The 20,365-nt window shown below is 58.8% G+C and carries 22 protein-coding genes; 8 read left to right on the top strand and 14 right to left on the bottom strand.

The window, feature by feature from the left end; translation table 11 throughout:
* Together BLP65_RS17215 and BLP65_RS11430 are read right to left on the bottom strand one after the other, a co-directional pair.
* Window positions 1-125 (bottom strand): helix-turn-helix domain-containing protein (locus tag BLP65_RS17215; RefSeq protein ID WP_317623059.1); only part of this gene is annotated, 125 nt, incomplete at its 3' end.
* Between the two features lie 138 nt (window positions 126-263).
* Window positions 264-560 carry a thiamine phosphate synthase gene (locus tag BLP65_RS11430; RefSeq protein ID WP_092997088.1) on the bottom strand — a complete coding sequence of 99 codons (297 nt, stop codon included), beginning with the start codon at window positions 558-560 and terminating at the stop codon, window positions 264-266.
* A 272-nt stretch (window positions 561-832) separates the two neighbouring features.
* On the opposite strand from BLP65_RS11430, the gene BLP65_RS11425 reads away from it, so the two are divergent.
* Complete coding sequence (locus BLP65_RS11425) at window positions 833-1,804, top strand: HNH endonuclease (RefSeq protein WP_092997085.1); 972 nt, start codon at window positions 833-835, stop codon at window positions 1,802-1,804.
* A 350-nt stretch (window positions 1,805-2,154) separates the two neighbouring features.
* Here the strand turns inward: BLP65_RS11425 and BLP65_RS11415 are convergent, their stop codons facing one another.
* Entirely contained in the window at window positions 2,155-2,352 is a 198-nt protein-coding gene (locus BLP65_RS11415; protein ID WP_092997082.1) for a hypothetical protein, read from the bottom strand.
* A gap of 226 nt (window positions 2,353-2,578) precedes the next feature.
* On the opposite strand from BLP65_RS11415, the gene BLP65_RS11410 reads away from it, so the two are divergent.
* Entirely contained in the window at window positions 2,579-3,226 is a 648-nt protein-coding gene (locus tag BLP65_RS11410; protein ID WP_092997079.1) for an RT0821/Lpp0805 family surface protein, read from the top strand.
* Window positions 3,227-3,236: 10 nt separating this feature from the next.
* On the opposite strand, the gene BLP65_RS11405 is transcribed toward BLP65_RS11410, so the two are convergent.
* From BLP65_RS11405 to rsgA, 5 genes are all read right to left on the bottom strand, one after another.
* On the bottom strand, window positions 3,237-3,605 hold the full coding sequence (locus tag BLP65_RS11405; protein WP_092997076.1) for a VOC family protein: 369 nt from the start codon (window positions 3,603-3,605) through the stop codon (window positions 3,237-3,239).
* A 224-nt stretch (window positions 3,606-3,829) separates the two neighbouring features.
* Window positions 3,830-4,192, bottom strand: a complete 363-nt coding sequence (locus BLP65_RS11400; RefSeq protein WP_092997073.1) for a HepT-like ribonuclease domain-containing protein — start codon at window positions 4,190-4,192, stop codon at window positions 3,830-3,832.
* The gene (locus BLP65_RS11395) at window positions 4,185-4,475 is read right to left on the bottom strand and encodes a nucleotidyltransferase family protein (RefSeq protein ID WP_092997070.1); all 291 of its coding nucleotides are present in this window, start codon (window positions 4,473-4,475) and stop codon (window positions 4,185-4,187) included. Before BLP65_RS11395 ends, BLP65_RS11400 begins: the two co-directional genes overlap by 8 nt.
* A 218-nt stretch (window positions 4,476-4,693) precedes the next feature.
* Entirely contained in the window at window positions 4,694-4,960 is a 267-nt protein-coding gene (locus BLP65_RS11390) for a nuclear transport factor 2 family protein (RefSeq protein WP_139181493.1), read from the bottom strand.
* Between the two features lie 390 nt (window positions 4,961-5,350).
* The gene (gene rsgA / locus BLP65_RS11385) at window positions 5,351-6,412 is read right to left on the bottom strand and encodes a ribosome small subunit-dependent GTPase A (RefSeq protein ID WP_092997064.1); all 1,062 of its coding nucleotides are present in this window, start codon (window positions 6,410-6,412) and stop codon (window positions 5,351-5,353) included.
* A 475-nt stretch (window positions 6,413-6,887) separates the two neighbouring features.
* Between rsgA and BLP65_RS11380 the strand changes: the two genes are divergently transcribed.
* The 3 genes from BLP65_RS11380 (at window position 6,888) to BLP65_RS11370 (ending at window position 9,308) form a co-directional block, all read left to right on the top strand.
* Window positions 6,888-7,160, top strand: a complete 273-nt coding sequence (locus BLP65_RS11380) for a hypothetical protein (protein ID WP_092997061.1) — start codon at window positions 6,888-6,890, stop codon at window positions 7,158-7,160.
* A 574-nt stretch (window positions 7,161-7,734) separates the two neighbouring features.
* Complete coding sequence (locus BLP65_RS17090) at window positions 7,735-8,295, top strand: YsnF/AvaK domain-containing protein (protein WP_217631972.1); 561 nt, start codon at window positions 7,735-7,737, stop codon at window positions 8,293-8,295.
* Between the two features lie 44 nt (window positions 8,296-8,339).
* On the top strand, window positions 8,340-9,308 hold the full coding sequence (locus BLP65_RS11370) for a YsnF/AvaK domain-containing protein (protein ID WP_092997058.1): 969 nt from the start codon (window positions 8,340-8,342) through the stop codon (window positions 9,306-9,308).
* Window positions 9,309-9,353: 45 nt separating this feature from the next.
* On the opposite strand, the gene BLP65_RS11365 is transcribed toward BLP65_RS11370, so the two are convergent.
* Window positions 9,354-10,181 (bottom strand): helix-turn-helix transcriptional regulator, encoded by an 828-nt coding sequence (locus BLP65_RS11365; RefSeq protein WP_092997056.1) that lies wholly within the window; start codon window positions 10,179-10,181, stop codon window positions 9,354-9,356.
* Window positions 10,182-10,634: 453 nt separating this feature from the next.
* On the opposite strand from BLP65_RS11365, the gene BLP65_RS11360 reads away from it, so the two are divergent.
* Complete coding sequence (locus tag BLP65_RS11360; protein WP_245688310.1) at window positions 10,635-12,425, top strand: sensor histidine kinase; 1,791 nt, start codon at window positions 10,635-10,637, stop codon at window positions 12,423-12,425.
* A 251-nt stretch (window positions 12,426-12,676) separates the two neighbouring features.
* Window positions 12,677-13,339 (top strand): FAD-binding oxidoreductase, encoded by a 663-nt coding sequence (locus BLP65_RS11355; protein WP_092997050.1) that lies wholly within the window; start codon window positions 12,677-12,679, stop codon window positions 13,337-13,339.
* A gap of 87 nt (window positions 13,340-13,426) precedes the next feature.
* Here the strand turns inward: BLP65_RS11355 and BLP65_RS11350 are convergent, their stop codons facing one another.
* The 4 genes from BLP65_RS11350 to BLP65_RS11335 all read right to left on the bottom strand — a co-directional run bounded on the left by BLP65_RS11350 (window position 13,427) and on the right by BLP65_RS11335 (window position 17,995).
* Entirely contained in the window at window positions 13,427-14,221 is a 795-nt protein-coding gene (locus BLP65_RS11350; protein ID WP_092997047.1) for an oxygen-binding di-iron domain-containing protein, read from the bottom strand.
* Window positions 14,222-14,428: 207 nt separating this feature from the next.
* Entirely contained in the window at window positions 14,429-15,616 is a 1,188-nt protein-coding gene (locus BLP65_RS11345; RefSeq protein WP_092997044.1) for an NnrS family protein, read from the bottom strand.
* 150 nt (window positions 15,617-15,766) lie between these two features.
* On the bottom strand, window positions 15,767-16,708 hold the full coding sequence (locus BLP65_RS11340) for a coiled-coil domain-containing protein (protein ID WP_092997041.1): 942 nt from the start codon (window positions 16,706-16,708) through the stop codon (window positions 15,767-15,769).
* 210 nt (window positions 16,709-16,918) lie between these two features.
* Window positions 16,919-17,995, bottom strand: coding sequence for an AI-2E family transporter (locus tag BLP65_RS11335; protein ID WP_092997039.1), 1,077 nt, complete (start codon window positions 17,993-17,995; stop codon window positions 16,919-16,921).
* Window positions 17,996-18,633: 638 nt separating this feature from the next.
* Between BLP65_RS11335 and BLP65_RS11330 the strand changes: the two genes are divergently transcribed.
* Window positions 18,634-19,488, top strand: a complete 855-nt coding sequence (locus BLP65_RS11330; protein WP_092997037.1) for a dienelactone hydrolase family protein — start codon at window positions 18,634-18,636, stop codon at window positions 19,486-19,488.
* Between the two features lie 79 nt (window positions 19,489-19,567).
* On the opposite strand, the gene BLP65_RS11325 is transcribed toward BLP65_RS11330, so the two are convergent.
* Window positions 19,568-20,344 (bottom strand): transposase, encoded by a 777-nt coding sequence (locus BLP65_RS11325; protein WP_092997035.1) that lies wholly within the window; start codon window positions 20,342-20,344, stop codon window positions 19,568-19,570.
* Window positions 20,345-20,365: the final 21 nt, after the last annotated feature.

Below are 20,365 nucleotides of genomic sequence, written 5' to 3'. Positions count from 1 at the left end.
ATATGCTGGGCCTTGGTTGCCTGGTACCGGGTGCCTTGGCGGTTACGGCGTACTTCCCGGCTTATCGTGCTGCGATTTCTGCCGAGCTTCCTCGCGACTTCGGCCTGAGAAAACCCCAGTTCCATCAGCGCGCCAATCTGGTATCGTTCCTCGTGGGTCAGTTGCCTGTACTGGTGTCCCATGTGTCGCCTGCAATCGGTTAGGGTGAGAGCTGCCGATTGTACGGCAACTGACCCACCCGCCTATCTAAGCAGGCGTTGCAGTTATTCTATGAATTCAGGTCCGAGTGCATAGAGGGGTATCTTGAGCTGAGCGGCGATAGTCTCCAATCCGTCCCATCCCAACGGTTCGATATCAGGGTGTGCCTTGGTGTATTTGATGGGCGGGAGCACCGCGAAGCTGGCACCGAGGGCTTCGCCTTTCCGGAGCGCTTTCAAGGTATGGCCGGAGACGGCGAGCAGGTAAGTTTCGGGCACCGGACGCTTGTCGGCAGAATTCAGGGCCTTGCTGTCCAGGTGCAGGCCATCGGCACCGAGCTCTTCCACCAGGGCCGGGGGCACCGTTTAACAGTACCTCGTAAACCGGGTCAGAGTAACTTAAACCGCTCCATGGACTGTTGCTGCACCCAATCGTGGCTAAATCAATCAGGGTCAGAGTGGATTAATTTCTGGATTTCGGTACTGAGTAGCGCGTCTTTCCGCCACATCGGGCGAAAAGGAGACGGAGGAATTTGCTTTTGACCGCCACCAGCCTGAACAGATAACCTGGCGGAGCTAGCCTACGTGCAGCTCTTGGCTGCTGAACCGTTTCTCGGAATAACAAGAATAAGAAAGTGCGTTATTGGTGGGTTAACCAGAATCAAACCTTCGAACAGGAGTTTCGAGGCGGTTACCTGTGGTCCCCAAAACGGAACTCCAATGGCGCCCGTAATCCTTTCTATGAATCCATGCGCGAGGTTGCACCCGGCGACCTGATTCTCTCCTACCAAGGCACCTATATCCGTGCTTTGGGTATCGCACGCACCCACTGCTATGAGGCCCCTAAACCTGCCGAATTCGGCACGAGGGGTGCTTACTGGGATAAGACGGGCTGGCGCGTCGACGTTCACTACATCCAATTGGGGAATCAGGTACGGCCCAAAGACTACATGCCGTTGATTGCGCCCGTGCTGCCCGACAAGTATGCGCCACTCCGGTCAACTGGTGAGGGCAAACAGAACCTTTACCTCACGCGTGTCGAGCCGGCGTTGATGCGGGTTTTGTCAGGGTTGATCGGAAGCGAACTCCAGCACCTGATGACGTCCACGCAGGACGTCGATATCTGGACACCGGGCAGTGCCACCGGCCAGCAGGAGTGGGAGGAGCACATTACCCAAGAACTGCAAAGCAATCCAGGCATTTCGGAGACCGACAAGCTCGCCTTAGTCCTCGCACGACGAGGGCAGGGACGCTTCAAGGAAAGTGTTCGGAAAATTGAGCGTTACTGCCGGATTACGAAGGTCGATCGCATCGAACACTTGGTAGCGAGTCACTGCAAGCCTTGGCGAGACAGCAACAATGAAGAACGTCTCGATGGGGAGAATGGGTTGCTGCTGACCCCTACAGTGGACCATCTGTTCGACAGAGGATTCATCTCGTTCGAAGATGACGGACGGATGCTTGTATCCCCCGTTGCCCACAGACCTTCCCTGAAGAAGATGGGGATACCGGTCGATGAGAATCTTAATGGCGGTAGCTTTACTGAAGGACAGCGGAAGTATTTGGATTTCCACCGCAGCGAAGTTTTCCTTGAGACTGGCCGCTGACTGTAAGTCCGATCGGGTACAGGCCTCGTTTTTGGTTGCGGTCACGCTCCCGGACAAAAAATGGTAGGGTTCCTCGGGTACACATCAAGCACTGCGGCGATTTTGATGAGGTTGAGCGCCGCAACATTCCGCTCCTCCCCCCGCTCAACTCCCCATAATAGGCACGATTCGAGCCCGACTTCGGCCGCGAAGCCCTCTTGCGAAAAGCCCTTCGATTCCCTTATCGCCCGAACTCTGGCTCGATCGGTTTCGCCTTTGGTAGGCCCGCTCTGATGAGCCATCCCACAAATCGCCACAAGGTGATCAAGTAAGACCTCCAAGCCTATCCGTCAGGCCTGGAGGCCTTGGTCTCAGCCTTTCCAGTACTGGAGTTCTGGCGATAGCACGTCATCGATCTCTTTGATTCGCTTCTGGTACTGCCCAACCCAACTATCCGCAGGCGGATTGACGTACTCCCGATAGTCGAACCCGTTTTTGGCGATGTGTTCCCTGAGGGACTCTTGTAGTTTGATACGCTCTTTCACCAATTCCGCACGATTTTCGCTCACTGTTTTTTCCTCCGGAACATGAACATAAACGGACCCGCCGCTCCCGGTAGCGGACCTGTCGTTCTAAATGGGAGCGAGGAATGGCAAATCAAGCCTGATTACGTTTGTTCAGCCAATTATAGTGTGCTGCCGATCAGGCGAGCGTCCGTTGTGTGAATCTGTGCCGGTGACGCCCGCTGCTTCTTGCTAGGATGAGCCGGTTTTTTTATTGGAAGAGCAAACAATAATGAAAACGAGCGTTCTCTTCATGCTGGTGCTGAGCGGCGTTCTATTTCTACCCGGCTACGCGGTAGCGGAGCCCTGGAAAGATGAATCTGGCCATGGTTACAGCGACGGACCACCGCCCTGGGCGCCGGCCCACGGGTACCGTCGCAAGCATGAGGGTTCGCGTGACCATCGATACGGGGAGGAGAGACCGGTGGCGGAGATACGGGTCTCGAACGGAGATATCGCGATCGAGGGCAGCACCTGCAACCGTGAAGCCGCCGGAGCGGTCTTTGGCGGCATTCTTGGTGGCATCGTCGGCAATCAGGTCGGCCGCAACGAAGGCAACCAGGAACTGGGGACGGTTGCGGGCGCGATTACCGGGTTCGCTGTTGGCAAAAGCCTCGGCCGCAGCATGGATAGGAAAGATGCCAGCTGTACCGCGCACGCCCTGGACAGCGCACGCGACGGCCAGACGGTGAGCTGGCGCAATCCGGACTCCGGGGTCGATTTCCGCCTGACGCCGATCGAGACCTTCCAATCCGATGGTCTTCTGTGTCGGCGCTACCATACGAAGGTGATCAGTAGTGATGATCAGGCAGAGGGACGCTCGAAGGCGTGTCGCACGCAGGATGGCACCTGGCGATTCGGGCAGAAGACGTCCACCTGAACGGCTCTGATTAGCTAACTTTTTCGTAGTCGTACCAGACGGCCTCGATATTATGGCCGTCAGGGTCATAGACAAATGCGGCATAGTAGCCCGGCCAGTAGTCACGGTAGCCGGGACCACCGTTATCCGTTGCGCCAGCATTCAGCGCCGCCTTGTAGAACTCCTCGACCTCTTTTCGACTGTGTGCCTCGAAAGCGAGGTGAGTCGGCACGACGGTATCCTCGCTCTCAATCCAGAAGTCGGTATTCTTGCCGTCGTTGAAACCGGCCGCTTCGCCATATTCCATGTTGTTCTGATAACCGAGCGGTGCGAGAGCCTGCACGTAGAAAGCTTTTGACTTCGTGTAGTCGCTCACGTGTAACGTGGTGTGTGCGATCATCCTGATCTCCCATGCCTGGAGCTTAGGCAGCTTAGGTTCTGTGCTCTAGTGTAGATGACCCTGTTTTTCTCGGTCGTCCCGGCTTCCCGGGCGCCACCCGAAGCCCGGCGGGCGTTCGATGTTCTGCGTTGGAGTGAATATCGCAGGCGAGAATGGGGTCGGGTCTTCTTCTTGCATAACCCACAAATCCGACGGTAGCGCCCGGTTGGCGGTCACAATCCCAGTTATTGTCGTTTGCCGCGGCGCTCCCGGAACAACTTTAGCCGGGCCAGCAGGGGTGGGATGTCGTCCTGAACGATGCTCCAGACCGTATCGTCGTCTATGCCGAGGTAGCCGTGAATCAAGCGGTTTCGGGTGGCGATAATCATCCGCCATGGGATCTCCGGGTGAGCGGAGCGGATCTCGTTCGGTATATGGGTCGCAGCTTCGCCAATCAGTTCGAGATTGCGCAAAGTGGCATCGTAATTGAGACCAGTGGCGATGAAGCTTTTTTGGTCGAGACCGTTGCTATAGGCGAGCACCTTCTCTGAGAAGGCGATCATATCGTCGAGGTAAAAAGACCACTCGCGCTTCGATGTTTCAGACATTAACCCGTTCCTGTTCGATATACGGGCGTAATTCCGGACGTAGTGCCTTTTCAGTGACCAGGTCTACGGGGCAGCCGAGCAGGTCTTCTAAGTAAAACTGCACTCCGAAATAGCGGTCGGACGTGGCGGGCCCGTCGAAGTCCACCAGGACGTCCACATCGCTTTCTCTGCCCGCTGTATCGCGCGCCGTTGAGCCAAAAAGGGCCAGCCGGGTAACGCCGAAGCGGGCCTGCAATTCCGGCTTGCTGCAAGAAAGCAGTTGAAGGGCGCGCTGTCGTTTCATGCCGGTTTCCGAAAAGAATTACCTGAGATTAGAAGAAAAAGCTTATCACGGGAACCCTGCCAGGGCTTGAGTTGCAATCAGCCTTACGCCGCCTTGCGGACTTTCCCGGTGATCGGTTCGTGCACCAACCGATGCACGGTTGAATTGACTCTGACACCATTAACAAGTGCTTATCGGAAAACCGGGGGCGCTTCAGTCAGCCCCCGGTTCCGCGGGCACTATGGAGCCTGCGTGGCAAACGTGTGATACAGAATCTTGCCGTTGCGGACCACCAGCGTATCCGCGCAGAACGGATACCAGGGTTTCGCGTCCCAGAGGAGAAACGCGAGTTCACCCTGAACTTCCTGACGTCGCATGACAACGGCATCCTCGAACCCCTCTGGAAGATTCTCGATCATCGTCTTGAAGAACCCCCGAATTTGGTCGAGACCACGATATGTATCATCGTTTGTAATGAGAACCGATTCGTCGGTGAAGTCTTCCATAACTGGCTCAAGACCCTCGCTGAAAGCCCGAACATGGTGCTCAACGACCGATTGAGTTGACTCTGGCATATCCGCATCCCTTCATCGTTTGCGAAGCGCTCTTTCCCCTCCGGGCAGGCGTGAACCCGACTTCGCGAGCACACAAAATCAGGCACGCGCTCGATTTATTTTAGCCGCTGGAAGGTTTCATGCGTGGTCTATCCCCGGTTCAAAATATCGGACTAGACCCACATCCTTCGACTGTGGTCCTCTCTGTCTGGACCGTCTGGGCCGCACTAATGCGATGGCGAAGACGAGCACAGCACCTGCAAGGTTTTAATCCTTTCGCCCGCGGGAATCGAAGTGGATGCTCTATCTGCTGCGGGAAGCATTGGAGCCTCCTGTATCGGCCTACCGTCGCCCGGTCCTGCGTTTAATATCCATCACCTCGCGGACCATCTTGCCGAACACGCGTTCCCGGCGTCGGCGTTGATGGTCGGCGACGTTGTGACGTTCCTCGGCCTTCAGCTTCAGGTAGTGGTCCCACTCATCAGGATCGATTTCACCCCGGTCCACTGCCTGTCGCACCGCACAACCGGGCTCATCCTCGTGGCTGCAATCGGCGAACCGGCAGTACTCAGCCAATTCCCCAATGGTCCGAAACTGTCGGGCAACCGCGCCGTCCACCGGAGCCAACCCCACCTCACGCATTCCCGGTACGTCGATGATGCAGGCCCCGCCGGGTAGCCGGATCAGCGTGCGTGAGGTGGTGGTATGCCGGCCCTTCGAATCCTTGCGTATGCTCCTGGTGGCCTGGAGCGAAACACCTGCGAGATTGTTGACCAGTGTTGACTTGCCTACGCCGGAGGAGCCGACCACCACCAGGGTGGTTCCGGGTGCCAGAAAGTGAGCGAGACGCTGCGACAGCGGGTCGGAGAGTGTATTCACCGCAAGCACCTCGCCATCTTCCATGCGGCTTTGAACCATCGCGACGAAGGATTCCGGCTCGTCGACACAGTCGGCCTTGGTCAGGAGCACCAGCGGCATGACCTCGGCCTGTGCGGCGATCACCAGGTAGCGCTCGATACGATGCAGATTGAACTCGCCATCCAGCCCGCTGACGATCACCATCAGATCGATGTTGGCCGCGATGGGCTGACTTTCGGTTCCACCCGCCATCCGTCGCGCGATCAGGCTCCGACGCTTGAGCCGGTCCACTATCAGCGGCGACTCGAGTTCCAGCAGGACCCAGTCACCGACGGTCGGCAAATCCTCGGGTGCGGTGTGTGTGTGGCGAAAGCGACTGGCGAGAGTAGCCGCAAAGGGCTCCGAGCCGGCATCGACCAGGTAGCTGCCCCGCTCCACGCCGGTAACCCGCGCGGCACGGGAGCTGTCCATTTGTTCCAGCGAGAGCTGAGTGGAAAAGGCATTGCTCCAACCCAGCGGCTGAAGCGCAGTGAAATCGATAGACATGGCAGGTCATCCTCTCAACAGGATTCGGAACGGCGCGCGAACACGCCGCCAAAGTGACGGTGTTTTGTTGAGATGGGCCGCCTGCAGCCCGACCGCGTACGGTCTAGTGCTGATGCAGGCCGGCGCTGATGACAATGTCCATCGAGCCTCCGGCAGAACAGGAAAGGAGAGAATCGGAGAGTAGTTTAGTCGAACGGGCTTGCCGGGAACAGAAGTGGGCCGAAAATGGGCCGACGCTTACGGTTGTTACATCACTTCGTCCGCCTGCACAGCACAATTGAACCGGTCCCGCCTACGGCCTGGAAAGCCACCAGTACTGACAGGTTGCGGTCTGACGCTGCCCTGCCGCGCTAGGGGCCGCTATGCGAAAGATTTCGGCAATACGCATGCCGAAGGCAAAGACCGCTGGAACCGGGCAAAAAGGGTGCCTATTCTTCGTCTAATCATACTGGTCACAGCGGACCAAGGAGGGGACATGATTCTTGCCACTACAAAGGTCGCCGACTTCGATCGGTTCATAAAGACATTCTCCACAAAAGCCGCCGAGAAGAGGAAGGAGTACGGGTCCAGGGGTTCGCGAGTTTTCCGCGATCCCGACGACCCCAGCCGTGTGTGGGTGGAGTTCGATTGGGAGACGGAGGGCTATGATAGGTTCATTGCCGATCCCGAGGTTTCGTCGATCTTTCAGGAGGCCGGACTCGAAAGGCCGCCCGTGAAGGCCGAACCAGCCGGCGAGTACGACGCCTGATAGAGGCCGAATCGAGCTTAGGTCGCTTGATAGCCAGGAGGTCGCCCTCAGCACTCCTGGCTATCGAACGATCGGGTCAGAGTTGGTCAGAGTCGATTAAATTCCGGACCCCGGTACTAAGTAGCCGGTCTATTCCACAACGCTCAGCCGGTGGTAGCGCTCGGCCGGGATTTCGATGGCGACCACATGCTCCAGATTCACGAACCGCGAGCGGTAATCATCCTCATTTGCCAGCTCCGAACACAGTGCGCGTTACGGCGTGTCAGCCTTTTCTCTTGCATAACCCACAAATCCGATGGTACCCCCGCGGTCGCTTCTCGCTCCCTTCGAAAATTTACGGCTGAATACTCGGAAGTGGCGCGCTCGCCATTTCCGGATCGCCATGCACCCACAATCCGGTTTTCCTTCCTGCCGGCGAACTGAGCCGATCACTTCGGTGACGTCGGCGTACATCAGCTCGCCCTTGCAATTACTGCCCAGTTCAGTAATGAACACAATGTTTTAAGGCACCGGTTGGTGCTTGACTCATGGCCATGGCGAGGCAGCAAAAAGACCTCTTCAAGGAGCGTGTGAAATGGACGTTGTCGACAAGGACGGTATTCACGGACGCGTGGTGGCGAACGGGCCGCCGACCAATGGCGAAGAGCAATGGATTGTCGAGGTGGAGGACCGGAGCCTGTTGGTGCCCGTGCATGCCTTGGAGCCTCGCGGCGATGAATACTTCCTGCCGGTCCGTTTTGCTGACATCGAAACCGCTGGGGAGGGCAGTACGATCACCGTGCCTGTGATGGAAGAGCGCTTGCGGGTGGAAAAACGCCCGTACGAGGAGCGGGTGACGGTGGAGAAGTGGGTGGAATCCCATGATGAGTGGGTCGATCTGCCGACAGAAGGCGAAGAGATAGCAATCGAGCGCGTCGCAGTGAACCAGGAGGTGGATACGCCTGTCGATGCGCACTATGACGGGGAAACGCTGGTCATCCCACTGTTCGAGGAGGTGGTGGTAACCGAGAAACGACTGGTGCTTCGGGAGGAGGTGCGGATCACCAAGCACCGGAGTCAGCGCAGCAGGCCCGAGAAGGTCACGTTGCGCAGAGAGGAGGTTGCGGTGAAACGGGATAAGCAGCAACCGCATTGACCTAGTGGAGGGCAACGCCCGCCCAGTCTCATGGAGGAAACGTCATGACGGCAAAAACACTTTTAGGCCTGTTTAAATCAAAGGCGAAAGCCGATAGCGCGACTCAGGACCTCATGCATGAGGGCTTCTCTGCCCGCGATATCGAGGTACGGGACCACCGTGAATTCACCAAGGAGCCAGGACCCGAAGAGAGCGGTTTGCACGCGTTTCTGCGGGAGATGGGGCTGATCGGGGGTGACGGTGAGCACGCCTATAAGGAAGGCGATTACCTGGTGAAGGTCGATGCCGATGACACCCAGGTCGATCGCGCGGCCGATATACTCAATCGCCACGGTGCCCTGGATGTCGACCAGCGGGCCGCTGCTTACAAGAAGGAAGGGAAGGAGGCGCCGGAAAAACTCGAAAGCATCGAGGAGGAACTCAAGATCGGTACGCGACCGGTCTCCCGTGGTGGGGTCCGTATCTATACCCGTCCCACCGAGCGCAATGTGCAGGAGTCGGTGTCTCTACACGAAGAGGATATACACGTAGAGCGCCATCCGACCGACCGACCGGCGCGTGAAAAGGACACGGGGGCCTTCAAGGAGCAATCCTTTGAGGTGCGTGCCAAGGGAGAAGAGCCCGTGGTGGGCAAAGAGGCTCGTGTCAAAGAGGAGGTTGAGATCTCGAAAGAGGAAAAAGAGCGGAAGGAGGTTGTCCACGAGACGCTTCGCGGGACGAAGGTGGAGGTCGAGAAGCTGGGTCCCGAAGCAGAGGCCTCATTTCGGAATGTCGAGACGGAATTCCAAGACGACTACAACAAGGCGTATTCCGGCACCGGCGCCGATTATCAAGATGTGCTGCCGGCCTACCGTTACGGCTATCGAGTGGGTCATGATCCCTACTACCGTGATGGTGACTGGGGAAACGTAGAGCCGAAGGTGAGAAAGGACTGGGAGGACCACAACTACCCTGAATGGGACTTCTACAAGCCGGCGGTGCATCGCGGCTGGGAAAGCGGCATTCGCCATTAAGCGGCGGATTCGGGCCGGGGCCACGCCCCGGCCCTCCGGCGCAGGCTACTCTACAACGCTCAACCGGTGGTAGCGTTCAGCCGGGATTTCGATGGCGACCACATGCTCCAGATTCACGAACCGCGAGCGATACTGACCCTCTTGCACCAGCTCCACGAACGCAGTGCGTGGTACATGGGCGTGTCCGAACTCGAGGGCAAACAGGTCCGGAACGACCTCTTCATTGAGGTAGCTACACTCGTCTTCTCCGTTGTCGTAGGTCACCCGCAAGTCGGTGGCCAGTTGTAGGGCTCGTGCTTCGCCGAGTTCCGCAATCAGCTTTTCGCAGGCTTTTCGGACTTGGCCGGTGATCGCTTCGTGGCCCCAGCCATCCAGTGCCCGATAGACTTCGGGGTGTTCAAACCCAGGCATCGCTTCGACGTCATCCCCTGTCAACTCGATGTTCCTGACGAAGGTGGGATTGAGCAGCAGGATTCTGTTGTTCAGCGTCCAGGCGTAGAGCCAACCATCCGGGGTGCCTTCGGCGTGCAGGGGCTTGCGTGGTTCGAGTTGTTCCAGGAGCGATTCCCGTGCCCGTTCGTCGATGGGGAATTCGCGGTGGCCGACGGTGGTTTCTATGGTGAGGGTACCGTAAGGGGTGCCGGTATCGGTGACGGCGAACGGTGTCTCCGCCCACTCCTCGGGCTCGATCTCCCAGCCGAGCAGCTCTTCCACCGTACAATGCAGCACCATGCACAGGTCCTTCGCCTGGCGGACGCTCAATAGGGCGTCACCGCTCTCCCAGCGGGCGATGTTTCCCGGCTCTGTACCGAGGCGCGTCGCCAACTCTTCCTGGGTCATCCCCTGCTGGGTGCGAAGATCCCTGAGTCGCATCAGTGTGGCTCCTTTTCATCGGTGGCTCCAATATGTGGGCTCTGTTGTGCCGGTGTCAATCCATACCAAGAGGCGCGGATGTGGCACGGTGCGTTCGGTCGTACACTGTTCCGCCCGAAAAGGTCCATGACGGTGAGTTTTTGCCGAGTGAACAGGCAGGAGGGAAGCTGGGAAATAGGATACGGCAACGGCTCATCGCTTTGGGCGTGGAGGCGCTGGGGGACGCAATACCACTGGGCTGTGTTCATTGGCAAAAGTGTTTCATATTCTGCCGTTGTTCGAGTAATCTGACTTGCAAGCAAAGAAACTTTCGGAAGTATTCATGCCACGTTCTCCGGGGCAATACTATCGCCACCTGCATTCGAAGGTGACGAAATCTTTATTTGACGTTGTCTCCCAACGAACCTCAAAATGGCCCGTAACTCCACCATGGACCGTTGATCATTGCGCAAGATGATGGGAGAGCCGGTTGGGGAAAGGGGACATGACAGCAGCGCTCTGCTCCAACTGCTGCACTATCCGAAGAATACTCTTTTTGTCTTCTTTGTTTTTCTCGCCCTGCTCGTATCGTTGGGCTACCTGTTCATCGCCGAGCGAAACACCGCAATTGACGTTATCGAAAAAGAACGCCAGGGCTTGGCTTACATCGATCGGCTCCGGGGTTTACTGAAACATGTGCAGAAACACCGTGGAATGTCACTTCTGGTGGGCAGCGAAGACACGAGTAAACCCACCAAGCTTGCCGAAATCCGTTCCATCGTCGACCAGTCATTTTTCGCACTTTACCAAATAGATGAGCATTTTGGCGCCACTCTCCAGGTCGGTGATCGTCTGGAGCGTTTGATCCGACAGTGGAGCCGGATCAAGACGGGTGAATCCACAATGACGGCCTCCGAAAATTTTGAGGCCCACAGCAAACTGGCTGCCGGACTCATCGCCCTCAAAAGCTACATTGTCGATAATTCCGGGTTGATCCAGGAGCCTGATATCGACGGCTACTACATGGTGGATCTCGTTGCCATTCAGCTCCCGGCACTGACCGAGAGGATCGGGCATCTGCGTGCCATCGGCACCCACCTGCAAGCGAACGAATCAACCATAGCCGATGCACGTCTGCGACTTGCGTTTGACCTGGAGAGGGTTGAGGAGCGGAATAGCCGCCTGCGGCACAACCTGAGGATCATCTTCAATATTCATCCTCGGCTCGAGACCGATCTGAGCGACTTGGTCGGGGAAGCGGAGCAGGGCGTCGCGCAGTTCTCGGGTCTCATTCGGGAAATCCTGGATGCTGAGGAGCTCACCATCAGCGGGGAGATGGTGTTCGAACGCGGTAGTGAAACGATCGATAAGCTGTACACGATATACGACCATGTAATCCCCACGCTGGATGCACTTCTGCAAACGCGAATCGAGGAACACCGCAGGGCGCGGATGATCATGATCGGCGGGATACTGGCCGTCATGCTGGTTATTCTGTATCTGCTGACATCGCGCATCCGGCTGGAGCAACAGGTCGAAGAGCGCACCCGCGGCCTGAAGGCGATGAATCGGGAACTCGAGGCCTTCAGCTATTCGGTGGCTCACGACCTGCGGTCCCCATTGCGTGCCATCAATGCCTTCAGCCAGATACTCAACGACGAGCAGGCGGATTGTCTTACCGATGAAGGCAAGCGCTATCTGGGGCGAATTCAGGTCTCCACCCTGCAGATGGCGCACCTGATCGATGGTCTGCTTGATCTCTCCAAGGTGTACAGAAGCGAGATGGTGCCGAAGAAGGTGGATCTCAGTGCCATGGCCCGGAACATCGCCGATGCCCTGCACGAGAGCGATCCTGGACGGCGGGTCGCGTTCCAGATTGCTCCCGGATTGATCGCACAAGGGGACAGGGAGTGGCTGCAGGTCCTGCTGCAGAATCTGTTGGAAAACGCTTGGAAATTCACTGCGCCTCAACCGGAACCGCGTATCGAGTTCGGCGCCTACTCCGACTCCGGCGAGACCATCTTCTATGTCGCCGACAACGGGGTGGGATTCGACGCACAATTTTCCCATAAGCTCTTCAATCCTTTTGAGCGGCTCCACGATGAACGTGAATTCGTCGGGACCGGGATCGGACTTGCCACGGTGCGCCGTATCGTGGAGCGCCATGGGGGGCGCGTGTGGGCCAAAGGGGAACCGGGTGCGGGGGCGACATTCTACTTCTCGTTACCAACGATAAGCCGCCCACATCACGGGCTTGCCAGGTGACCCAAAACATCAGTGCACCGAGGCTGATGGTCAGCACCACGGGGACGTAATACAAAAGCACGCGGTCCGCCACCCGACCCACCCGAACGCAGGCGGCAGTCGCCAGAGCCCGACCCACATGCCGAACATGCCGAGAAAAGCGACGCCCGAGGCGATCGCCGCCGCGCGGAAGTCGCGCATTTTCCTGGAGATGCCGATTAGCTGAGGTCTGTCCTAGACTGAGGGTATGTAGTCACCGTTTCGGAGAATAGATGCAAAACGCGACCATCCTGATGTCCGAGTTCGTCACCCACGACGTGAAGCGCTTTATTGTCAGCAAGCCGGAGGGCTTCGAGTGGTCGCCCGGTCAGGGGGTCGAACTTGCCGTGGATGCGCCGGACTGGCGGGAGGAGACCCGGCCGTTTAGCCCGACTTCGCTGCCGGAAGACCGGGTGCTGGAGTTTACTATCAAGGGTTACCCGGAACATCGCGGCGTCACCGAAAAGCTCCATACACTGGGAGCCGGGGACTGCCTGCTGATATCCGAACCCTTCGGGACGATCACCTACCAAGGCCCAGGTACTTTTATTGCCGGCGGGGCAGGGATTACGCCGTTTATGGCAATTCTGCGGACCCTGGCCCGGGATGGTCAGTTGGCGGGGAATTCACTGCTCTTTTCCAACAAGACGCCGGACGATGTGATCGCCGCCAAGGAGTTTCGCTACTACCTGGGCGAGCGCTGTACTTACCTCTGCTCTCGGGAGGCGGGTTCCGGCTGTCAATCGGGACGGATCGACAAGGCGTTTCTCGAACGGCATATCACTGATGTGGACCAACGGTTCTATCTGTGCGGTCCGCCCAAGTTCGTCAGCGGCATTAAAGACGCCCTTGGCTCAATGGGGGCCAATCCCGACGCGGTGGTGTTCGAACGCTGAGCCTCCGGTAACCATCCCCATGATCTCCAGCGCCCTTCGGTCGACCTCAAGGATAGGGGGTACGGGTGGAATATGTTGCCTTTTTTCCTACTGTGCGAGCCTCTGCTCCATTGCCGCCTGATCCGGTCCAACGAAGGTGGGCGCGTCGATGGCCCGGTTGAGGATCTCACCCAACCGGTCGTTCATCCCCGGCGCGGGCGGCAAGTGACTGCTTAATATTATTTTGGGCTTGCGCTCCAGAAAGCTTGTGACCGCCTGCCTATGGAGACGGGCATCCACTACGCGGAGCCAGGGGGCATCTACGGTGGCCCAGGTTGTGAGCCCTTCGCCCAGTTCGTTGCCCGGGATCTGCCGGCTGTCCTCGTAGGGTGAACTGAGGAGGGCGCCGAAACAGTCGGCGCTGAATAGTGCCCCGGAAACCGGATCGAACAGGGCGGTCGTCTCCGGGGCGTCGTAGGTGGGCGGTCTGACTGCCTGGATGGTGCGGTCACCGACGTTCAGGGACTGTCCCGGATTCAGCAGATAAACCCTTTCGACGACCGGCAACCCGAGCATGGTCATTTTGGCCATGCCGACATAGTTCGTGACCACCCGTGCCTCGGGCGCTTCTTCCAGTACCGCTGCCAGATTGCCTACGTGGTCGGCGTCGGCGTGGGTCACCCAGATCCAGCGTAGCGTTTGCGGATCGAGGGCGGAGCTTAATGCGGAGAGAAAGCCTTCCCGCAGCATGGCGAGACCGGTATCGACCAGCATCGGCTGAGCGGCTCGGAGCAAAAATGCATTGACGGGAAGCACGCCGAACCCGGGAACCGGTAGGTACGACGGCAGTATCTCAACCCCGTCTGCCACAGTCTCGCGTTTGCCGAAGGTGGGCTCGTCCATGGTCCTTCTCCCACTGGGTATCAATCATTATTCAAGCGCGCCATTGGGATTGCGCAAGGGGTGGCTCTTTTTGGGTGCTACTTATCCAAACGCTGAGCACGGTAGATTGGGTGGTGCCAGCCGGTAATAGGCTTACGTCCAACGTATTGCCGGTGATGGAATGGTATCGGTGGTCCTACCTGGAGGCATGCTGCTCCTCCTTCCCGGCTACCCGTATCGCCCGTCGACCCGGCGCAGCACCAGCATGGGGCCGTAGATGGCCACGAACAGCCCGAAGGCGGCGATCCAGAGCAACTGGGAGGCGACGATCAGGCTGCCGTAGTAGCTCGCCGGGAGCACCAGGGGCAGAAGCACGCGCACCACGGTGCCGACACCCAGCAGCGCGAACATCCAGCCGACCGCCTTCGGCGGTTCGGACACGTTGCGCCCGGTGTGGCCGAGCGAGACCCGCGCCATCATGCCGAGGGTGATGAGGCCGATGCCGCCGTAGGTGAGAGCGTGCAGGCCCAGGAAGGGGTTAGTGAACCAGAAGGCGGCCATCGCCCGCATCACCAGGCCCAGTACCAGAAATGCGTAGCCGAGCCACAGCACCCACACGAGCGGTTTGTGCCACACTCCGGGCGTGTACCAGAGGTAGAGGCGCACGCCATGGGCCATTGCGGCGAACCAGGCGAAAAGCGCGGTCCAGGGCGATACCGGTGCGGTGAACTCGGCGACGGCGTAGACCAGGTAGGTGGCGATGCAGGCGATATCCAGCGCGGGCGGATTCCCGATGCTGGCCTCTTCGTCGACGCCGCGCTCGATGAAAAAGGGGATCACCCGCCGGCCCATGATGAAGATGAGCAGCACGACCAGAAACAGTCCGGCGTAGATGCCGGTACGCGGGGCAGGGGCGAGGATCACCAGCAGCTGGGCGATGAACAGTAGCGCGGGGATGATGATGACCGGCAGCTGGTTCCACTGTCGGGCGCGGGCCACCGGCAGGCCGATGGCGACGAAGACCCCGAGGAGGAAAAGGGCGTTGATGAGCGTGGCGGTGGTCAGCATGTCGGCTCCGCCGAGGGCGAACAGGACGCGCGCGGCGGCCCAGAGCACCACCAGTGCGGCCAGCCGGGCGCCGTTCCAGGTCTGCTGGTTGGTCCAGTTCTTCACGGACGTGAGCAGAAATCCGGCTATCACCGCGACGGCGTAGCCGAACACCATCTCGTGGGCGTGCCACAGGGTTGGCGAGAGCCCCGCCAGCGGCAGACGCCAGCCCAGGGTGTAGATGCCCAGCCACAGGAGCACACTGATGACGGCCCAGAGTCCCGCACCCAGGAAAAAGGGTCGAAACCCGAGATAGAGCAGCGCAAAGCGTCCGACCTTTTCGGGTCGATCAATATTCAGTACGGCCACGACCTGTCCTCTTGCCTTCCTAACCCGCTCCCTCGGGGAGAAGGGACGAAAACCCTCTTCCAGGAGCCTGCCAAACGCAGGGTAGAAGGTGAATGGCGGTGCGTCCTTGACCTCGGTTAAGGGGGGCGGCGCCCGGTTCGTGCTGCGGCTTTACCGATCAGGCCCGTCTTCGTGCCCGCTCTCGGGTTCCTCGGGCTGCTCTTGCGCCTCGGCCGCCGGCTCATCGGTCCCTTTCTGGTCGTGGGTATGTCCAGCGACCCCACCGGTGAGGTTTAGTACTGTTTCCCGGTCGCGCTGATCCTTTATGGCCGTGAAGAAAGAATACTCGCCGTTGGTTACCGTGCGGGAGGTCTCTTCCAACTCATTGGCCAGCTCCTGCACGCTACGAACCACGCGAATCAGCCGCTCCCCGGAACGGGAGACCGCAAACGAGTTCTTGAGCTGTGCTTCTGCGATGTCGGCGTTCAGCTTGGCCACCGTCTGTTCGCGATCAGCAAGGGTGGTGCTCAATTCCTTTTGCTCAGTACTCAGCTCGTCGATGCGGACCTTCAGCCGCGCCACTTCCGCCTCGTGGTGCTGCTGCAGTTCGGCAGCCTGGCGGTCCCGCTCCCGTTCGAGGCGTTCCAGGTTCTGTTCTCCATCCCGCCGCACAGCGGCCATCGCCTGCTCATGCTTCTCCCGCAGCGCCTGAACCACATTCTGGTGTTCCTGGTTAAGCTCCGCCGTCACCTGATTGAGGTTGGCCATATTCGTCGCATTGAGCTTCTCGATCAGGCCGGCGTGTTCGCTGGAGACGCGCTCCAGCTCGCTGGTGTGTTCGCGCTTCAGGGCGCCGAGCTGATCGGCGTGTTCCTGCTTCAGTGTACTCAACCCGTTCTGATGCTCCTTCGCGAGCGTTTCGATACGCTGCTCGTGCTCCCCCAGAACGCGGTGAAGATCGGCCTGCGCCTTTTCCTCTGCCTGGGTCAAAGCGACCCGCTTGCGTTTACGTTCTCCGGACTTGCCGATCAGGAAACCGACGATGAGCCCGACGATCGCCGCCGCAAGGCTGAGTGCGATGACGAAAGGCTCGGAGAGGGCTGAAAAATCCATATACAGTGCCTCGACCTCTGAATCTGGAAGTTACCACCAGTATCGTTCAGCGACTTCGCGTTTGAATGACCTGGCTAGAAAAGTCCCTGCGCAGGTCCAGGGAGAAGGACCGAGTGAGGAACAGGCCGTGCCGCAGGCGATCCGAAGAGAATCATCCCTAACGAATTGCGTCCTTTCAGCAGTATGGGTGCATCGTACCCGACGCTGCTCCTATGATTGCTGTCTGCCATTGTCAGTTTTTCGCAGTTGTCCATCTCGTGACATCAGCAAGGCGATCCACCGGGTGGTCTCGAAATTGTAGAAGATCATCATGGTGACCATGGTGATCGGCAGGGCCAGGAACATTCCGGCGATTCCCCACATGAAGCCCCACATAACCAGTGAGAGGATGATTACCAAGGGGCTCATATTCAGTGATCGGCCCATGATCTGCGGCTCAAGCACATTACCAACCAGCATCTGGATACTGCCGATGCCGAATAGCAGGATTAGAAAGGGTGCCACGGAGGTAAACTGAAGCAGTGCCAGGAGGGTGGGCAGAGCGGTGGCGACAATGGACCCGATATTGGGGATGAAGTTGAGCACAAAGATCAGTAGTGCCCAGAAGTCGGCGAAGTCCAGGCCCACCCATTGCATGAGTGTCCACGAAGCGAGACTGGTCAGAGCGCTTACCGAGGTCTTTATGCCTATGTAGCTGCGCACGTCTCGGTCGAGATCAAGGAGAAGGCGGCGGACGCGACGCTGGCGCTCCTCTGTGCGCAGCACCGCGGCCAACTTCGCTCCGAAATAGCGCTGCTCGAGAAAGAGAAAAAAAAGATAGACCGCGATGAGCCCGATATTGCCGATCAGACTTCCGAACCCGGCAGCGATTCTGCGGATCAGCGCGGCCAGGTCCAGTTCGCCGAACAGCTGCGAAGCCCCCGGCTGACCGGCCCACCCGAACCGCTGCTGCACCTCTTCGATAAGGTTTCGCAAGTTTTCCTGGTAGACCGGTGCAGCATTGATCAATTCACCGACGCTGGCGGTGATGATGCCGACCACGACGTTGGTGGCGATGAGGAGAGCCAGTCCCGCAAACAGGAACTGCAGCCAGCGAGGTGCCCGGACCCCGGCCACGCTGATAGCGCCAAATGAAGCTATCAGTGCATTCAGCAGATACCAGACAAAAATGGCGATGACCAGAGGGATAATAAGCGCCTGCGCCGTTACCAGAAGGTGACCAACGGCAAAGGCGATGAGTGTCCAGAGCGCAGTGGCGAGAAGGTGCTGTCTCGCGGAAGAATCCATATCGACTCCGGGTTCGCTCCCGTCTGCTTTTTCTGTCGCCTGAGGCGGAGCTCGGGTGCGTCAAAAGGCCAGTATCCAAACCTCAAGTGTAGGCCGGCCAGGATTTGGCAAGTCGGAGCTGGTTCGGGTTGCTACTTCGGGCACTGCGATTTCATTGGGCGAATTAGCCGATGACGGTCGAATTGCGCGAGGGGCAACCGGACTGTCTGTACGTTTTCCGCCCTTCTCCGTCTTGATGACAAACCGTGAGGTCATCGCTCGCACCAAGGCGCTGTAGTTGACGCCGAAGCGGACCTCGTCGCCCACGGACAGAGGGTTATCGCCGGCCTCAATGACGAAAGCGGTCAGGACCCGGTCAGGACCCGGGTCGGACCACAGTAACGAATTGATTCGAAGTCATTAATCCACGAAATACTCTACTTTTTTGTACTTAGAAGGCTGTTTTTGCCGTCGAAATTGACTGTGTAAGTGGCTGAGGACTCAGTGACCCAGGGTCGGACCACAGTAATCTGCAAGCCGACGGCGCCCCGGTTCCGTCCGGTGTCCGTTTTGGCTATGTTGTTGTAAAACCCGCTAGGCCGCCAAGAGCGGACACCGGACCGACCGTCGGCTTTGACCCCAAGCGAAAGGCACCCCCTATGCATCTGTTTCGACTACTCGCCCCTCTGGCCCTTTTTCTTGCCACTGTACCCGTACAGGCCCAGCCCCCCGAGGAGGCCGGCTGGTGGGACAACGACTGGTGGTTCGAGGGGGTCCTGCCTGCGCCGCAAACCCTCGCCGTGCGTACCGAATGGGTGGAGGTGAGTGGCGAGGACGTCGATATCCCCGCGTTGGTCGCCCGTCCGGATGACGGCAAGCGCTACCCGGCGGTGCTGTTCCAGCACGGACGGCGCGGACTCGACGAGCTGATCCAGCTGCACGTAAAGCGCCTCGCGGCACGTGGCTTCGTGGTACTGGCGCCGGATATCTACAGCGCCCGCTTCGTAGAGAAGTTCCCTATTGAGCATGACTATGCTCTTGAGCAGGATGTGGGGGTCGCCCTGGATGCCCTGTTGGAGCGTACCGATATCAGCTCGAGCCGCGCCTGCCTCTACTCGCACACCCGCGGCGGTTACTACACCCTCAAGGTGGCCGTCACGCAGCAGCGCCAGGAGCGCGATGTGGCCTGCTACGTCAGCTACTATCCTCATATGCAGGACCCCAACGCGCCGGAGCCGATGCAGGTCTACCGATATGCGCCTGAAGCAGACGAGTTGACCATCCCGACGCTCATCTTCATCGGGGAGGAGGAGCAGTATCAGCGCCGCCGGGGGATCGAGATGGCGGTGCAGTCTCTGCAGGAGAAGGGGCGGCCGGCGCGGCTGGTGGTCTATCCGGGTGTGGGCCGCGGCTTCGATTTCCGTCCGGATTCGGTGCGTACCTTCGCCGATGACCTGGCGGCCAAGGATGCCATCTGGCGGGCGACGCGCTTCATGCGCCGACACCTGCAGTAGCCCGTGAGCCCGAACTCAGACTGTGGCCAGACGTGGCCAGGGTCGGACCACAGTAACGACTTGATTCGAACTCATTAATTCACGATATCCTCCGCTGTTTTGTACTTAGAAGGCTGTTTTCGTCGTCGAAATCGACCGTATAAGTGGCTGAGGGTTCGCGCAGCCAAGCGGATTCTCTATCGACTTGCACGCTCCGTGAATGCGCCTCTGCTCCGAGCTGGGCCTGGATGTCCTGCACAAAGAGCTCGCTGCCCACAGTCAGGCTTTCTGACCAGCGGGCATCGCGGGAGAGACTGGATTGCCGCAGCGCCTGCTCAATCCACTCACGCTGGTGCTGCCGCAAGGTGTTCATTTGTTTGATCTCCAGCGATTTCTGTAACGCAACTCCGTCGATGATCCGATAGCGAGTCGGGGGCGATTGGATCTCGCGGTAGCCGCTCACTTCCCACTCCGACGGATGCGATACCGCACCGGCACGTACCATGTTCAGATCGATGTAGGCAAGGCAGCGAGCCAGATGCTCGCCAGTTTGAACGGCGGTCGCATGATAGCGGTCCTCCCAGAAGGCTCCTTTGCGCGCCTTGCGGCGGTTGAAAGCCTGCGCTGTCTGACCGGCGATGAGCTGCAGCGAGCGGGCAATCTCTCCCTTGCCCTGATCTCGAATGAGGAGGTGTATGTGGTTGGACGTGGCAACGTAGTTCAGCACGCAAAGGCCGTAGCGCTTGCGTGCCTCGAATAGCCAGCTCCGCCAAAGTCGTCGGTCTCGGGCAAACTTGAGCAGGAATTCTCTCTTGTGACAGCGATGTGTAACGTGCCAGATCAGTCCGGGCAGATAATGACGACTAGCGCGCGGCATAAGCTCCCTCCCTGGAAAGCT

The sequence above is a fragment of the Thiohalomonas denitrificans genome, from assembly GCF_900102855.1.
Classification (GTDB): Bacteria; Pseudomonadota; Gammaproteobacteria; order Thiohalomonadales; family Thiohalomonadaceae; genus Thiohalomonas; species Thiohalomonas denitrificans.
This window is presented reverse-complemented; position numbering and strand designations above follow the sequence as displayed.

Coding starts and splice junctions, on each gene's coding strand:
- BLP65_RS11405 (WP_092997076.1), bottom strand. CDS start 3,605: ATGATCGCACACACCACGTTACACGTGAGCGACTACACGAAGTCAAAA.
- BLP65_RS11340 (WP_092997041.1), bottom strand. CDS start 16,708: ATGGATTTTTCAGCCCTCTCCGAGCCTTTCGTCATCGCACTCAGCCTT.
- BLP65_RS11400 (WP_092997073.1), bottom strand. CDS start 4,192: ATGTCTGAAACATCGAAGCGCGAGTGGTCTTTTTACCTCGACGATATG.
- BLP65_RS11355 (WP_092997050.1), top strand. CDS start 12,677: ATGCAAAACGCGACCATCCTGATGTCCGAGTTCGTCACCCACGACGTG.
- rsgA (WP_092997064.1), bottom strand. CDS start 6,412: ATGTCTATCGATTTCACTGCGCTTCAGCCGCTGGGTTGGAGCAATGCC.
- BLP65_RS11325 (WP_092997035.1), bottom strand. CDS start 20,344: ATGCCGCGCGCTAGTCGTCATTATCTGCCCGGACTGATCTGGCACGTT.
- BLP65_RS11390 (WP_139181493.1), bottom strand. CDS start 4,960: ATGGAAGACTTCACCGACGAATCGGTTCTCATTACAAACGATGATACA.
- BLP65_RS11395 (WP_092997070.1), bottom strand. CDS start 4,475: ATGAAACGACAGCGCGCCCTTCAACTGCTTTCTTGCAGCAAGCCGGAA.
- BLP65_RS11350 (WP_092997047.1), bottom strand. CDS start 14,221: ATGGACGAGCCCACCTTCGGCAAACGCGAGACTGTGGCAGACGGGGTT.
- BLP65_RS11380 (WP_092997061.1), top strand. CDS start 6,888: ATGATTCTTGCCACTACAAAGGTCGCCGACTTCGATCGGTTCATAAAG.
- BLP65_RS11335 (WP_092997039.1), bottom strand. CDS start 17,995: ATGGATTCTTCCGCGAGACAGCACCTTCTCGCCACTGCGCTCTGGACA.
- BLP65_RS11410 (WP_092997079.1), top strand. CDS start 2,579: ATGAAAACGAGCGTTCTCTTCATGCTGGTGCTGAGCGGCGTTCTATTT.
- BLP65_RS11360 (WP_245688310.1), top strand. CDS start 10,635: ATGATGGGAGAGCCGGTTGGGGAAAGGGGACATGACAGCAGCGCTCTG.
- BLP65_RS11365 (WP_092997056.1), bottom strand. CDS start 10,181: ATGCGACTCAGGGATCTTCGCACCCAGCAGGGGATGACCCAGGAAGAG.
- BLP65_RS17090 (WP_217631972.1), top strand. CDS start 7,735: ATGGACGTTGTCGACAAGGACGGTATTCACGGACGCGTGGTGGCGAAC.
- BLP65_RS11330 (WP_092997037.1), top strand. CDS start 18,634: ATGCATCTGTTTCGACTACTCGCCCCTCTGGCCCTTTTTCTTGCCACT.
- BLP65_RS11370 (WP_092997058.1), top strand. CDS start 8,340: ATGACGGCAAAAACACTTTTAGGCCTGTTTAAATCAAAGGCGAAAGCC.